Annotated in this window: 15 protein-coding genes; 10 read left to right on the top strand and 5 right to left on the bottom strand. The window is 45.0% G+C overall.

What is annotated here, in order from left to right:
• The first annotated feature begins 163 nt into the window (after positions 1 to 163).
• From GTQ48_RS09645 to GTQ48_RS09635, 3 genes are all read left to right on the top strand, one after another.
• Positions 164 to 985 carry a MipA/OmpV family protein gene (locus GTQ48_RS09645; RefSeq protein WP_163106499.1) on the top strand — a complete coding sequence of 274 codons (822 nt, stop codon included), beginning with the start codon at positions 164 to 166 and terminating at the stop codon, positions 983 to 985.
• 110 nt (positions 986 to 1,095) lie between these two features.
• Positions 1,096 to 1,401 (top strand): helix-turn-helix domain-containing protein, encoded by a 306-nt coding sequence (locus GTQ48_RS09640; RefSeq protein WP_163106498.1) that lies wholly within the window; start codon positions 1,096 to 1,098, stop codon positions 1,399 to 1,401.
• Entirely contained in the window at positions 1,392 to 2,765 is a 1,374-nt protein-coding gene (locus GTQ48_RS09635; RefSeq protein ID WP_338023308.1) for a HipA domain-containing protein, read from the top strand. Before GTQ48_RS09640 ends, GTQ48_RS09635 begins: the two co-directional genes overlap by 10 nt.
• Before the next feature lie 32 nt (positions 2,766 to 2,797).
• Here GTQ48_RS09635 and GTQ48_RS09630 read toward each other — a convergent pair whose 3' ends face one another.
• A complete protein-coding gene (locus GTQ48_RS09630) occupies positions 2,798 to 3,589 on the bottom strand; it encodes a hypothetical protein (RefSeq protein ID WP_338023307.1) in 792 nt (263 codons plus the stop codon).
• Positions 3,590 to 3,870: 281 nt separating this feature from the next.
• Between GTQ48_RS09630 and GTQ48_RS09625 the strand changes: the two genes are divergently transcribed.
• The 5 genes from GTQ48_RS09625 (at position 3,871) to GTQ48_RS09605 (ending at position 7,321) form a co-directional block, all read left to right on the top strand.
• Positions 3,871 to 4,302 carry a YeeE/YedE family protein gene (locus GTQ48_RS09625; RefSeq protein WP_163106497.1) on the top strand — a complete coding sequence of 144 codons (432 nt, stop codon included), beginning with the start codon at positions 3,871 to 3,873 and terminating at the stop codon, positions 4,300 to 4,302.
• A gap of 16 nt (positions 4,303 to 4,318) precedes the next feature.
• Entirely contained in the window at positions 4,319 to 4,738 is a 420-nt protein-coding gene (locus GTQ48_RS09620) for a YeeE/YedE family protein (protein ID WP_163106496.1), read from the top strand.
• A 45-nt stretch (positions 4,739 to 4,783) separates the two neighbouring features.
• Positions 4,784 to 5,338 carry a DsrE family protein gene (locus GTQ48_RS09615; RefSeq protein ID WP_239060068.1) on the top strand — a complete coding sequence of 185 codons (555 nt, stop codon included), beginning with the start codon at positions 4,784 to 4,786 and terminating at the stop codon, positions 5,336 to 5,338.
• 317 nt (positions 5,339 to 5,655) lie between these two features.
• Complete coding sequence (locus GTQ48_RS09610) at positions 5,656 to 6,540, top strand: acyl-CoA thioesterase (RefSeq protein ID WP_163106495.1); 885 nt, start codon at positions 5,656 to 5,658, stop codon at positions 6,538 to 6,540.
• Positions 6,541 to 6,559: 19 nt separating this feature from the next.
• Positions 6,560 to 7,321: an SDR family oxidoreductase gene (locus GTQ48_RS09605; protein WP_163106494.1), complete on the top strand. Its 762-nt coding sequence runs from the start codon at positions 6,560 to 6,562 to the stop codon at positions 7,319 to 7,321.
• Positions 7,322 to 7,333: 12 nt separating this feature from the next.
• Here the strand turns inward: GTQ48_RS09605 and GTQ48_RS09600 are convergent, their stop codons facing one another.
• Positions 7,334 to 9,076, bottom strand: a complete 1,743-nt coding sequence (locus GTQ48_RS09600) for an amidohydrolase (protein WP_163106493.1) — start codon at positions 9,074 to 9,076, stop codon at positions 7,334 to 7,336.
• 465 nt (positions 9,077 to 9,541) lie between these two features.
• Between GTQ48_RS09600 and GTQ48_RS09595 the strand changes: the two genes are divergently transcribed.
• Complete coding sequence (locus GTQ48_RS09595) at positions 9,542 to 9,916, top strand: heme NO-binding domain-containing protein (RefSeq protein WP_163106492.1); 375 nt, start codon at positions 9,542 to 9,544, stop codon at positions 9,914 to 9,916.
• Positions 9,917 to 10,058: 142 nt separating this feature from the next.
• On the opposite strand, the gene GTQ48_RS09590 is transcribed toward GTQ48_RS09595, so the two are convergent.
• A complete protein-coding gene (locus tag GTQ48_RS09590) occupies positions 10,059 to 10,682 on the bottom strand; it encodes an HD domain-containing protein (RefSeq protein ID WP_163106491.1) in 624 nt (207 codons plus the stop codon).
• Between the two features lie 10 nt (positions 10,683 to 10,692).
• Positions 10,693 to 11,817, bottom strand: coding sequence for a TauD/TfdA family dioxygenase (locus GTQ48_RS09585; RefSeq protein ID WP_338023306.1), 1,125 nt, complete (start codon positions 11,815 to 11,817; stop codon positions 10,693 to 10,695).
• Between the two features lie 98 nt (positions 11,818 to 11,915).
• Between GTQ48_RS09585 and GTQ48_RS09580 the strand changes: the two genes are divergently transcribed.
• Positions 11,916 to 12,818, top strand: a complete 903-nt coding sequence (locus GTQ48_RS09580) for a LysR substrate-binding domain-containing protein (RefSeq protein ID WP_163106490.1) — start codon at positions 11,916 to 11,918, stop codon at positions 12,816 to 12,818.
• An 84-nt stretch (positions 12,819 to 12,902) separates the two neighbouring features.
• On the opposite strand, the gene mobA is transcribed toward GTQ48_RS09580, so the two are convergent.
• Positions 12,903 to 13,541, bottom strand: coding sequence for a molybdenum cofactor guanylyltransferase (mobA, locus tag GTQ48_RS09575; RefSeq protein WP_163106489.1), 639 nt, complete (start codon positions 13,539 to 13,541; stop codon positions 12,903 to 12,905).
• Between the last annotated feature and the right edge of the window lie 8 nt (positions 13,542 to 13,549).

Here is a 13,549-nt window from a genome sequence, read left to right as displayed (position 1 = left end):
AACCAAATATCGGTGTTACTAACGTAGTCTGTTATTTAGCGTATCGACTTATTCAAAAACACTGATTAACTGTGGCGCGAAACTCAATAGCAAACTCGGCTGTTTGATGTGTTACGCAACTGAGAACTTACAATTAAAAATAACAATGTGGAGTTACTGTTACATGAAAAAGGCTATCTCATTTGTATTGTGTATTTACTGCCTCACTTTTCAATTGGCTTCGGCACAAGAGAATAATGCTGCACTGGTTCCTTTGCCATCGCTAGACGACTTTACTAAGGGGGAAGACGGTTGGAGCTTCGGCCTAGGCTTCGGTATTGAATACGAAACTGCATACGAAGGCTCGGATGAGTTTGGGTTAGAACTTCAACCTGCAGGAGCCGTGCAGTGGCGCAGCGGTGATAATATTTTTTATTTTGCCGGAGAGGCATTTGGCTGGCGAGGACTTCAAGGTGAAAAATGGCTGTTAGAAGCCTTATTAGGTTTTGAGGAGGGCCGCGAAGAAGGTGATTCTGACGATGGAAATCTCGATGGCTTAGGTGAACAAGATGAAGGGTTTGAATTGGTACTTCAAGCACGACGGTCATTTACTGACGACTGGCGTTACTGGTTGGTTAGCCGGGTAGTAACAGGCGGAGATGGAAATTTAGGGTTATTTGGCATAGGCCGCCGCTTTGGCGACCAAACTGACGGTACCGGCCATGAAATTAACTTAGTCGCAGTGTTCCACGATAGTGAATATGCCAATAGAGGTTTCGGCATAAACGCCGAGCAAGCGCAAGCCTCCGGGTTAGCGGCGACAACACTTAGCGGCGGCCTGCGTTCCATTGGCGTTGACTATAGTTTTCGACACTATATCAATGACAATTGGCAGCTTTATGGCGAGGCGCTTTTCGAATATTACAGTAGTGACGTGCAAGATAGCCCTATCGCGCGAAGCGATTACGAAACTGAAGTGGGCATAGGCTTGATTTATATTTTCTAATTAAAGAATCGCTTCATTAATTCACCATTAACGGTTAATAAACTTGTTATTCATTAATATCTATAATCACTGTTACTAAAGAATATTAATATCAACATTGGTGCATGTAGATGGCGAAGAAAGTGACTTCCTCAAAAATGCCTCAGGCACAGTTTATAAATGATGCGCATGTGCTGGGGCAACTCATTAAAGCGAAGCGCACGGCGATGGGTATGAAACTCGCTGATTGCGCTGCACTATGTAATGTGGGTATTAATACCTTATCTCGAATTGAAAATGGCAATGAAAATTGCACTCTAGCTGCCACATTTGCGGTGCTACAAGAATTAGGTATCAAGCTTACCTCGCCGTCACTTTCACCGAATTCAATTGAAAAGCGAAGCAACTCTAATGTAAGTAGTGACGAGTGGGTATAACAGCAATGCCAGCGGATAATGTCAACAAGCCCTCGGCATACGCCTTGCTCATTTATTTAGCAGAACAACGAATTGGCACGTTAGCTTTGGATAAAAACACCAACCTGCTCACACTAGAATATGAGTCGGATTGGCAGCAAATGGGCTTCCCACTCTCTCCGGCTCTATCATTGGACAACGCTCACTCTCGTGAAGTTGCCTACAACTATATCGACAACGCCCTGCCAGAAGGGGAAGCGCGAAAGCTTTTAGCCGATCATCTAGGTGTCTCTGAAAGAAATGTCTATTCTCAAGTCAGAGCCGTTGGCAATGATCTGGCGGGGGCCGTTACATTTAAGGCGAGTGAAGATAAGTCAGAGGTTTCACCAGAGGCAAATGAACCACAATTTAGGGTGATCGAACCTGGTGAGCTAAATAAGTGGCTTGCCAGTAAGGAAGACATAGGTCTGTTGACGTGGGACGACAAACCAAGACTGAGTGTGGCCGGAGTGCAAGACAAGCTCAATGTACTCATCAATGAGGAAGGGCAAATCGGGTTTGGGGATGGAACCTTGTATTCAACGCATATTCTCAAGTTTGAGAAGCACAATTGTCCCAACCTCGTGCTCAATGAATACTTCTGTATGAAGCTGTCACAGGCAGTGGAACTGCCTACCGCTAAAGTAGCGTTCACGCGTTTTGAGCAATATCCAGCACTGATTGTGGAGCGCTTTGATCGTAAGTATGCGCCTGAACAGTTCAAAGTTTTTCGCAGACATGTGATTGATGGCTGCCAAGCACTTAATCTTCCACGGGACTACAAATACGAACGAAACTTAGGGGATGGCAAAGGTGTACAACATATTCGGGATGGCGCAAGCTTATCTCGACTCTTTGACTTGGCAAGAAATATGGCGTCGCCTGTTGAGAGTCTTCAATGGCTTATCAACTGGCAGCTATTTAATTTGATGATCAGCAATTACGACAGTCATGGAAAAAACGTCTCCCTGTTTTTTGATAAGCGCAATAATCGATTCACGCCAGCTTATGATTTAGTGAATGTGGCCATGCTCCCGCAGTTTAAGCATGTACTGGCTATGGCGATGGGCGATGAATTTGCCCCCGACAGCATAAATGCCTATCAAATGGCTGATTTCGCTGAAACCTGCGGGTTGAATAAAAAGCTCTTGTCTCGCCAGTTAAGTAATTTAGCTGATAAAGTCATAACCATTCTTACGCAGCAGTCATTTATCGAAAAAATAACTCAAGAACCTCATTTTACCGAAGAAGACCGACATTACATGGCTGAGGTGCAAGCGCATATCTTGGCACGAACACAGCACCTAAAGTCGCAAGCGCCAGTTATACCGAATATAGAAGTATGAGGGTATTTGCTAGTTTGCTGATATTTGACTTGTTAGTTTTTGCGCTTCTCTTTCACCCTCAACAAATAGAACTTATCCAGCGCCTCTTTTACGGTAAGGTTTTCATCGGCTCGTAGGTATTTTTTTACCTCGCGAATAACCAAGTTTCTGTTTTGATTGTGCTGTGCTGCAAACGCTTCGCAGGGCTTTTCAATGGCGTCTAATAATCTGCGTGCTTCTAGTGAGCGATGAAACGCCTCTATCGCGCTATCGAAATTCTCGCCGTTCTCAAAGTACAACTCGCTTAAACGGCTTTTTTTGATTTGATAGGTATGGCTTGCGTATTCCAATGCCTGTTTGAAGTTTTCAAAGGTTTCGTCGAATACCTTGTAGCGCTTATCTCGCGCTTTGCCCACTCTGGTAATGCTGCCGTCTACTTCATAGTCGAAGCCATTAAAGCGAAGTCGTGATACGGTTTCTTTGCCTAAATTTATGCCTGCACTTAAGCTAATTTGAAATGCGGTGTCCATTTCCTCCAACTCTTCTGGGCTCCACATGTTGTACACCCTTACCGCTTTTTCGTACTTTTTTGCCAATAGCTTTTTAAGCACATCGAAGCGTTCGCCTAGCGTACCAGTATTGTGCTTTTTCAATAAATCGACGCATTCGTTGCACGCAGGCACGGCAATAAACTCAGCATCTCTGCTGCCATCGCGCCAATCGTGAATAAACGAGATAGGAGGAATGTAATCGGGCGTTGAGGCCTCGCAACCACAGTAGAAGCACTTGTTGAAGTCGACAGAATGCACCGCCACTAGGGGCTCGTAATACTTTTTGTAATCCATTGCGCCCTCGTTTTGGTGTGTTTGAGTTAGTTGTCATTTAAAGCCAGCTGCTTGTTGTAAAGCGTACTCTCTGCATTTTTATCTGCAACCTGGCTAGCAATAGAATAAACTATATTATAGTTTGCCTACTCCTGTATTATTGAACAGAGAGTGTTCTTGTAAAGCACTAGTTCAGGCATAGGTGCGCATTCTTATATGCGAAACAACGCATATACATAACGTAATTATATAAATTCGAGATGCATCAACTTATTTTTGGTACAGCAGGAAAGGAGAGATAATTGGAAAACTGGATCACTACCCCTTTTGAGCCTCTGAGCGGCTTAACAGGAGGCATTCTTATTGGGCTATCAGTGGTATTGCTATTGCTCACTCTTGGTCGCATTGCCGGCATATCAGGAATTGCTGCTGGCGCGCTAACTCAAAGGGGATCTGAACAATATTGGCGGTTAGCATTTTTAATTGGAATGTTGTTAGCTGCGATAATTTATAAGGTGTTTTTAGGCGGCTTTGAAGTACAGACTCAGTTGGGTTCTGGCTGGATGATAATAGCGGGGCTGCTAGTAGGGTTTGGAACCCGCCTTGGCAGCGGATGCACCTCTGGTCACGGTGTAACGGGTCTTTCTCGGTTATCGCCACGCTCAATAGTGGCCACACTCACCTTTATGGCTGCGGCTGTTGTTACCACAAACATTATAAGACACGTCTTATAAACGGAGGAATTCATTCATGAAAGTCATTATAGCCTCATTATTTAGCGGCCTTTTGTTCGGTTTCGGACTTATTATTTCGGGCATGAGCAACCCTGCTCGCGTACTTAACTTTCTTGATTTTAGCTCGAATTGGGACGCCACCTTGGCCTTTGTAATGGGCGGCGCCATAGCAGTGGCAGCGCCTTGTATTTATTGGGTACGCAAAAGAAGCAAACCATTGTTTGCTGATAAGTTCGACATTCCCACAAGTACCACTATCGATACTAAGTTGGTTTTAGGGTCTGCATGTTTTGGTATTGGTTGGGGTATAAGCGGTTTTTGTCCAGGCCCCGTTGTTGTCGCTGCCGCCTCACTTCAATCAGACGTGCTACTATTTATCGTCGCAATGGTTGTAGGCATGCTAGCGCAACATTGGTTGAAACCAACAACGGCATAAGCAAAGCAAAAGATGAATAGATAACTCTTTAAAAAGGTACTCACCATGTTAAAAATAAAAAACGTAAACCTGATGGCTTGTTGTTTAGTCGCTCTCTTTAGCTTTCACTCTGCTGTTAATGCTCAGATGTCCACATTTAAAGAGGGAACAGCCATATCAGGGTTTGGAAAAAGCGCGCCGGTTCCCTCTCACTCTTTGCCTGAAAACAGTAGGTTTACTGTTGCATTTGACGTTGCTAGCACCGGCGGTGAAGGCGTGGTAAACCGAAAGTTTGATAGCCTAGCGCGCTTTATTAACATGCATGTTGCTGCGGGTGTGAAAAAAGAAAACATACACCTTGCGCTTGTTGTGCACGGAAATGCAGTTTTTGATTTATTAAATGATGTGTCTTATCAAGAAAAGTACGACACACCAAACCCTAATAAACCGCTACTAAAAGCACTTTTAGAGAACAATGTGCGCGTCATTTTATGTGGTCAGAGCGCCGCTTCAAAAGCTTTAGAAAGCGGTCATCTGATTGAGGGTGTAGAGATTCAATTATCAGCCATGACTGCTCATGCTTTGCTGCAGCAAGAGGGCTATACGGTAAATCCGTTTTAGATTCAAAAGAGTCATGGGGCGCTGCTTAAAAACTGATACCGCAATTGCCAGACGCTGGGAATGTAAGGGGCTATCGATTTTTGCTGAACACCTAAGCTCAATAGCTTCTGATTAACTTATAGTTGAGTAATCAAATTTATGATGGAAATTCCTCAAAAATAGCCACAAATAAAAGGCGTTTCACTTTATAGTTAATAAGGTATTTAGGTGCAGATTGGCGCTGACGCATGATGTCTATTAGGTGAATACAAGCCGTTGGTCATGCCACCAATCGCTATATCTAAATCGCTGTGACTAGCTCGCGATAAAGGAACAATATGAAGGAACTGCCGGCAACGTATTGGTTAACCGAACTGCTAGATGTAAAGGTGTTAGATGTTGATGCATCAGAAAATGATGAGTTTTTAGGGCATAGATTAGCGTCGTCTACGGGCCGAGTATTTGGCGGCCAAGTATTAGCTCAGGCATTAATGGCTGCATCGAAAACCGTGTCCGCCGACAAGCTTGTGCACTCTTGCCATAACTACTTTATCCGTCCGGGTGACTGCGATCACGATATAACGTACAAAGTACATCGCGACCTAGACGGCCGCAATTTTAGCAACCGCAGAGTAGTTGCCCTGCAAAACAACAAGCCAATTTTTAATTTAATCGCCTCGTTTCAAGGTGAAAGCGATGGATATCAACATCAAATTGACATGCCAGCTGATATTCCTCCACCCGATAATCTGCTTAACGAAAATGCATTGGCTGAAAAACATAAAGTCTCATTACCAGAGCATGTGTATTCCATGCTTAACCGGTATCGCTCTATTGAGGTGAGGCCCATCAACGAAGAAGCCCACTTTCTAAGAAGCGATAAAAAACTGAGTCAGGCTACCTGGTTTAAAGCAAAAGAAACGCTGCCAAATACGGCCTCGCTGCATCGGGCGATTTTGGCTTACGCTACCGACTTAACATTACTAAGTACAAGTGGCCGTCCACACGGCATGTTGTGGATGGATGAGAATGTAGCCACTGCCAGCATAGACCATACCGTATGGTTCCACGCCAATGACATTAAAACCGACCAGTGGTTACTCTATTTAATGGATACGCCTTGGTCGGGCAATGGTCGTGGTCTTAACCGAGGAAGCATTTTCACACAATCTGGAGAGCTGGTGGCGTCGGTCGCACAAGAAGGGTTAATTCGTATTAAGTAATGTTTTATAAGGACAAAATATGTATCAAGATTTAGAGGGCAAAGTAGCATTAGTCACCGGCGGTAGCTTTGGTATTGGCCGCACCACTATTTTAGAATACGCCAAAAATAAGGCCAAAGTGGCTATTGCTGATATAGACGAAGCAGGAGCGCAAGCGGTAGCTGAAGAGGTGCATTCTCTTGGTGGCGAGGCAATAGTTATTAAAACAGACGTTTCTAAGTCTGCAGATGTCAAAGCCATGGTTGATGTGGTAGTAGCGCATTATGGCTGTTTAGACATTGCCTTTAACAATGCAGGTATCGACTTAGATCACACCTACCTAGCAGACGCCGAAGAAGATATGTTCGATAAGCTAATGGCGGTCAACGTCAAAGGCGTATGGCTTTGTTTGAAATACGAAATTGCACAAATGATGAAGCAAGGTGGCGGCGTAATTGTGAATACCGCCTCTATAGGCGGAGTGGTATCGGCGCCTAAAATGGGAATATATGGCGCTACAAAGCACGCTGTAGTTGGTTTAACGAAAACCGCCGCCGTAGAGTATGGCAGAAAAGGCATTCGCGTGAACTCTGTATGCCCCGGTGTTATTAATACTGACATGACAACACGAGCTTTTGAAAAAGATCCTAAAACTGCTCAGCTAGCAACACGTGCGCACCCCATTGGCCGTCTAGGCGAAGCGCAGGATATCGCCAACGGCGTAATGTACTTAAGCTCTAATCAATCGTCGTTTTTGTTGGGTCATCAGTTGATGATAGAAGGTGGTTTTACTGCGCTTTAGCAGCAGTGAGAGTTAGTTCTCTCGCCTGTATACCACCTGCCCATTAACGACCGTCATCACATTTTCAGCGGTTAATATATCTTGCTCGGGTACAGTCATAATGTCGCGATTAAATATTGTAAAATCGGCGTATTTACCCACCTCTATTGAGCCGCGCAGATGCTCTTGAAATGCGCCGTAGGCAGGCCAAATAGTCAGCATTTTAAGGGCGGTCTCTCTTGATACCGCCTGTTCTGGGTGCCAACCTTCGCCCGAGGTACCATCCAGTCGCTTTCGGGCAACGGCTGCGTAAAACTCTATACGCGGGTCGCCTACTTCTACCGGTGCGTCTGAGCCTGCTACCACTTTTAAGCCTTTATCAACTAACGACTTCCATGGATAAGCATAGGCAAGCCGTGCTTGGCCTAATCTAGCCCCAGCAAAGTTTAAATCGCCACTGCCGTGACTAGGCTGCATTGAGGGAATAACGTTTAAATCTACAAACCGCTGCTGATCGCGTGGCGTTATTACTTGAGCGTGCTCCATACGCCAGCGCAAATCTTGCTGTGCCCACTCTTCTTTAGGCACTGTGTTATACGCCTCTTCGTACCAATTTAGCAGCGAGCGTACCGCTCTATCGCCAATAACGTGGGTTTGTACTTGCGCGCCATGTTGCAGTGCTTTGTGCAATATGGGCACTAGGGCCTCTTGAGTAATGCGGTTCATAAACCCGTTGTGCGGTGCATCAGAATAGTTTTCTAATAGTGCAGCACCTCGCGAGCCCAGTGTGCCGTCGATAAATACCTTGATGCCTCTTACATCAAACATATCATCGGCGGTTTTTTCACGCCCCCTTGTGAATAGCTGCTCGGCCTGTAACACGGGAATTGACGCGTACACTCTATGCAACATGTCGCCTTGTTGATGAATTTGCTGCATTAAATCGACTAAGCGATACGGCATGCCGGCGTCTTGGGTTTGTGTCCAGCCCATAGCCACATTGGCCTGTAACCCTCTTAATAAGTTGTCTTTTAAATAGGCATCGGTGTCTTTAGGAATAATATCGCGAAATACATTCATGGCGTTGGCAAGCACGTAGCCCGTTAGCTCGCCTGACTCGTCGCGCTCAAATTTGCCGCCTTCAGGGTCTGGCGTGTGGCGAGTTACGCCAGCTAATTCCAACGCTTTGCTGTTTACCAGCGCAGACACACCGTCGGCCCGAGGCATAAATAATGGCTTATTTGCGGTAAAACCATCTACATCATGACGACTTAAAAAACGCTGTTCATCGGTCCATTCGCGCTCTATCCACCCGCGACCTAATACCCAATTATTGTCAGGTACGCTGCTTGCCCAATTTTCTATTTCTTTTACGGTTTGTTTTAGCGTGGGCAACCCGAATAAGCTTAAGGTTTTGGTACGTTTACCCACGCCTTCTAAATGTTGGTGACTGTCGGTAAAGCCTGCAAATACCGTTTTACCTGCCATATCGATAACATTAGCGTTGCCGCACATATACTTTTTGGCCGCTTCGTTTGAGCCTACGAACACTATTTTATTAGCTAAGCTCGCTACCGCTTGCGCCTTCCACTGTGAATCATTTGCTGTATAGATAGTAGTATTATGCAGCACTAAATCGGCTTTTTCGCATGCAGATGTTGAAGTGAGAGTAGCTGTAGCGGGTGAAGTAACCGTTGCGTAAGAAGGAGTTTCAGCAACGCTTGATTGCGCCACGGCCAACCCCGCTGTAAACAATAAAATAGATAGTGTAGACATTCCTTTCTCTCTGTTTTTCAGCGCCTTAAAGCTTCACTCATTCGCAGTGAAACAATGGAATTTATACTAGTGCTCCCGTCTCAAAGAAGATAGCTGTGCAAGCAATATAATAGGTGTTAAAAAATCACTCACAGCAGAAACCTCATTTTCAACAATAATCAGCAATAAAATGTATAACACCATTGTTTGGTAAGACTAACAATAGTTTCTTGCTTACCTCGCTAACTTAGCTAACACACAGGAACTAGCACAAGCAGCATTATCTATAGATATAAAAACGCTACTGTTGAATTACGCTCTTTTTTTGAGTGTTGTGCTATGTTTTGTAAGAGGAATGTGTGGGAGTTTTTTATGTACGGCATGGTAAACAAATTCATATCTACCACGGTAATAAACCGCTACAGCGAGTAGGACTGGAAAGACATTAATCAGTCTCTTGAAGACTATGAATAGTCGTTCATTGAAATGCAGCCTTACAGCGATGACGTAACCTTTAACGTGGTGGGTGCCTGTGTAACTCATTTAAATGTTGATGCAGCAACGTTTTTACGTCAGATGGATGAGGATTGGGTGAAAGAGACCTCTCAAGGTAGTTACCGCTCTATGTATGCCCTTGTGTCTGGCGGTGCATTTGAATTTCTATCTAATTTGAACAACATGCATCAAGTGATTTCTGCACAGCTCAAAGAGCTAGTGCCACCATCGTTTCTCTGCACTAAAAATGATGACGACAGTATTACTATTCATTATTACTCTACACGGGACGGATTAGAGCCGTTTGTAGAGGGGCTGCTGTTAGGTGTTTGCAACTACTTTAACGAGCCCGCCGCTCGTTTATAGCGCCTCGTTGATAAGTACGTTGTAGCAAATGTTAGCGCTAGCCCCTAAGAAGTGCTCATAGAGATACGGGGCCAACGCCGACGCTTTAGTATTTACGCATCGTGTCTACAAAAACCTAAATTACAGAGTAGCCACACAAACGCTATGATTGCTCTACCCCAGACATTGCTATATCTACCGCGCTTTTTCCCATGGTTTGATTGCCAACATATTGTGGGTCGAATGCAGTGCGAGTAAAAATACGACGAACTAAAGGCTCGAAATGCGACAGTGGCTTGGTGGGATAATCTGGGTCAAAAGACGCCTGATCCCATTTCTCACAAAAATCGACGCACGACTGATACCACGGGTGGTCTTTTAAATAGTCACGTTCATTTCTGTCGCCACCTAAATGATGGGCGTAATAGAAATTTTGAAACAAGCCGTGCTGATTAATGACCCACGTCACTTCAGGGCGCACGTAAGGACGTAAAATAGATGCCGCAAACTGAGAGTGATTGTGCGGCGCTAAATCATCGCCTAAATCGTGAATAAGGGCAGCAAGGATCATCTCATCATCTGCCCCGTCTTCTTCTGCTCGTGTAGCCGATTGCAGCGAGTGCTCTAATCGCGACACCTGATAGCCAGAGAGCGTATGCTCTAATTGCGCTAGCGCCTTTAAAATTCTATCTGGCAGCCCTTTGGCAAAGTCATCTTCGTGCTTATCAAGAAATTGGAACTCTTCTTTTGTGCCGTCTTTCATTTGTTTGAATGCTACGGTTTCCATACTGCTCCCCTTATTGACCACTCATTTTTTGCTTTAACAACTTATAACGCCCTTTCGGTGCATCGTAGTCGATATAAGCGCCGTGCAGGTGACGCAAACCTTTGTTTGGATCGAAACCTGTTCTGCCGTGTAACACGCGGGTATTGTGAAACATCTGCAGCTGACCTGGCTGCAAACAGAATTTCCATTCAAACTCTGGCGAACTCAGCAGCTGACCTAAGCGCTTACGGGCATTGTGAAACGTAATAAGGTCGTCATCGCTCAACAACGGTAAGTTGTCTAAACGCGGGCTGTAGGCAATGCCGGTTACTTTTCCGGTCGCATCAGATTCAATAATGGTGCGCCGTTCAACCAAATCGACTTCACTATCGAAATGACGAAAACGCACCGGCACTTCGCTAAGCATTTTGTAGCCCTCTGGCTGCTCTTTCTTTAGCTGCTCTAATACAGATAAACTGTCCACCAGCGTTGATAAGCCCTCACCCGCCTGGTTTTGTAAGCAATGCAGTAGTTGAATTCCTGGCATTGGGTCGCGATATGGGTTGTCGGTGTGCGGCCCAAGTGGCACCGAGCGATACGCTAAGTCACTTGAATTAGGGCGCGAATAAACTTCAAAAGATTTACCAAAATTGGTTTCTCTAACGTGGCCAAAAATTTCGGCAACCTCAATGGTGGCCTCAAGATTCTGCGGCACGTTATCAACAATGATCACGCCATAGGTGAGAAACTGTTCAATACCTGCAATAAGCCCTTTATCTGAATGCAGCGAATGATAGTCCACATGGAAAACCGACTTATCGATATCGCTTTTCCAAGGGCGAGGGGCTGGAGCGCCATCAAGATGATCGAAATCGGCGTTAAACTCGCTGAGGTCGTACTCGCCACTGTACCCATCGCTGAAAGTTAAGCTGGCGCACAGCTCACTTCTCTTTTCCACCCGTGTGAGTGCTAAATTTGTATCTAGCTGATGCGGATCGAACAGGCGATGTTTGGTTGTCTTATCCACGTTTTCCGTATCCTGACAACGCTCTCTTAGCCACAGCGCGGGTAATGAAATTTCTTTGCCATCAATAAAGGCCAGTACGCGAGCTTGTTGTTCATCTATGCGGTAATTGAGTGTTTGCACCTGTTGCACTTTTGATTTTTCCTCTGTGAAATGTCAGGCTGCGAGTATCAAGCAAAACTACCTAGCAACACAGTAGCTACGACTTATAGGAAACATGCAAATTCATTATGAAACAGCGCAACGAACCACCAACATTAAATAGCCTTATTGCGTTTGATGCTACAGTAAAGCACGGCTCGATGACCCTTGCTGCTGAAGAATTAGGCATAAGCCAGCCCCTAGTGTCGCAGCGAATACGGGCATTGGAAGAGGTACTTGGCGGTGTGTTAGTTAATAGGGAACACAAGCCTACCTCTCCCACCATGGCCGGCATGAAATACTATAATGAAATAGAAAAGGCCCTTGCCACAATTCAGCGGGCCACCGATAGCGCAAAAACTGACTTTAATGATTTCAGAACCAAAATTTCTATTAGCGCCTATTTTGGGTTTGCGTTTCATTGGTTAATGCCACGGCTGCAGCGTTTGCAGCAAGCCTTTCCCGATTACCTATTTGAAATTCAGCCAACAAATAGCTTATCTGATCTTCTCGCTTCCCAAGCAGACATTGTTTTTCACTATTCAAGCTTGGCGGGTAAGTATGAATACGAACATATGATGATTGAGGAAGAGGTGTTTCCAGTGTGCTCGCCTGAGCTTGCCGACAAGCTGGGCCTAAAAGCTGGGCAAAACCTGACTGATTTGAGCAATATACCCTTGCTTCACAAGGATGTTGATGACCCTCGCTGGCCTAATTGGAAAAGCTGGTCGAAGGGCGTAAAACTAAAGCCTTCCACCAACCCTATTGTGTTTCGTTATAACAATTTTCCATTAATTGTTGAGGCCGCTGTGGCTGGGCAAGGTTTATGCCTTGGCTGGAAAGGCTTAATCACCTCGTTTATTGAAGAAGGAAAGCTCATTCCACTTGGCCCAAGCTTAACGTCGCCAGGCCGTGGCTATACCATTTGCTCTAACTATCACTCTACCTTCGCTATTGGTAACGTTATTAAATGGCTGGTGAACGATGCTTAGGAGGTAAGAAATGCAACGTCTTTTTTTAGACCCAACTCTTAAAAAGGCGATAACGCTTAAGTCAACATACCTACAAGAACATGTTTAACTTACAGGTATTAGCACTTCAGCTAATTCCGCTGGACTATTTATATTGGCAAATTCTTTTTCATCGCCTCTGTATTTTGCGGCGCTAGCATTAACAGCATCTATAACATTGCGCACCGACGGTGAAGGCTTTTGCATGACTAGTTCACTCAGTATTATTGCGTTGCTGAACGTTATTGGTACCACCAACGGTAAGTAATATTGCTCATAAAAATAAGCACGTTGATGTTGTTGTGATAGTTTGATGAGCGTAGTTACGGTGTTGGGCTGTAAAAAAGGCATATCGACGGGAATGAATAAAGCATACCCCTTTATAGCTTGGGTTTGCGCTAAATAGTCCTCGCTTTCAAGACAATGCGAATATGAGTGCGTTACTAACTCACAAATAGCGCGACCAGGCCCTAAACCTTGAGTATTTTCATGAACATCAGCAAAACGACCACCCACTACAACATGGTGGTGTACTTGCGTATGGCTCATTAGATCGTGGGCCGTTTGCAGCATGCTACGTCCGGCAACGGTGACCGTTGCCTTGTCTTTACCCATTCTCGAAGAACGCCCACCAGCCAGTATAAAGCCAGTGCATTGCTGCGCCTGCGATATAGCTAAATTTTTGTCATCCGTTACTACCGGCATAGCGAATA

Source organism: Alteromonas genovensis (genome assembly GCF_010500895.1).
GTDB lineage: Bacteria > Pseudomonadota > Gammaproteobacteria > Enterobacterales > Alteromonadaceae > Alteromonas > Alteromonas genovensis.
This window is presented reverse-complemented; position numbering and strand designations above follow the sequence as displayed.

Excerpts from the sequence above, each read along its gene's own strand:
- GTQ48_RS09620 (WP_163106496.1), top strand. The coding sequence starts at position 4,319 with ATGAAAGTCATTATAGCCTCATTATTTAGCGGCCTTTTGTTCGGTTTC.
- GTQ48_RS09630 (WP_338023307.1), bottom strand. The coding sequence starts at position 3,589 with ATGGATTACAAAAAGTATTACGAGCCCCTAGTGGCGGTGCATTCTGTC.
- GTQ48_RS09595 (WP_163106492.1), top strand. The coding sequence starts at position 9,542 with ATGCAGCCTTACAGCGATGACGTAACCTTTAACGTGGTGGGTGCCTGT.
- GTQ48_RS09590 (WP_163106491.1), bottom strand. The coding sequence starts at position 10,682 with ATGGAAACCGTAGCATTCAAACAAATGAAAGACGGCACAAAAGAAGAG.
- GTQ48_RS09580 (WP_163106490.1), top strand. The coding sequence starts at position 11,916 with ATGAAACAGCGCAACGAACCACCAACATTAAATAGCCTTATTGCGTTT.
- GTQ48_RS09605 (WP_163106494.1), top strand. The coding sequence starts at position 6,560 with ATGTATCAAGATTTAGAGGGCAAAGTAGCATTAGTCACCGGCGGTAGC.
- GTQ48_RS09640 (WP_163106498.1), top strand. The coding sequence starts at position 1,096 with ATGGCGAAGAAAGTGACTTCCTCAAAAATGCCTCAGGCACAGTTTATA.
- GTQ48_RS09645 (WP_163106499.1), top strand. The coding sequence starts at position 164 with ATGAAAAAGGCTATCTCATTTGTATTGTGTATTTACTGCCTCACTTTT.
- GTQ48_RS09615 (WP_239060068.1), top strand. The coding sequence starts at position 4,784 with ATGTTAAAAATAAAAAACGTAAACCTGATGGCTTGTTGTTTAGTCGCT.
- mobA (WP_163106489.1), bottom strand. The coding sequence starts at position 13,541 with ATGCCGGTAGTAACGGATGACAAAAATTTAGCTATATCGCAGGCGCAG.
- GTQ48_RS09600 (WP_163106493.1), bottom strand. The coding sequence starts at position 9,076 with ATGTCTACACTATCTATTTTATTGTTTACAGCGGGGTTGGCCGTGGCG.
- GTQ48_RS09610 (WP_163106495.1), top strand. The coding sequence starts at position 5,656 with ATGAAGGAACTGCCGGCAACGTATTGGTTAACCGAACTGCTAGATGTA.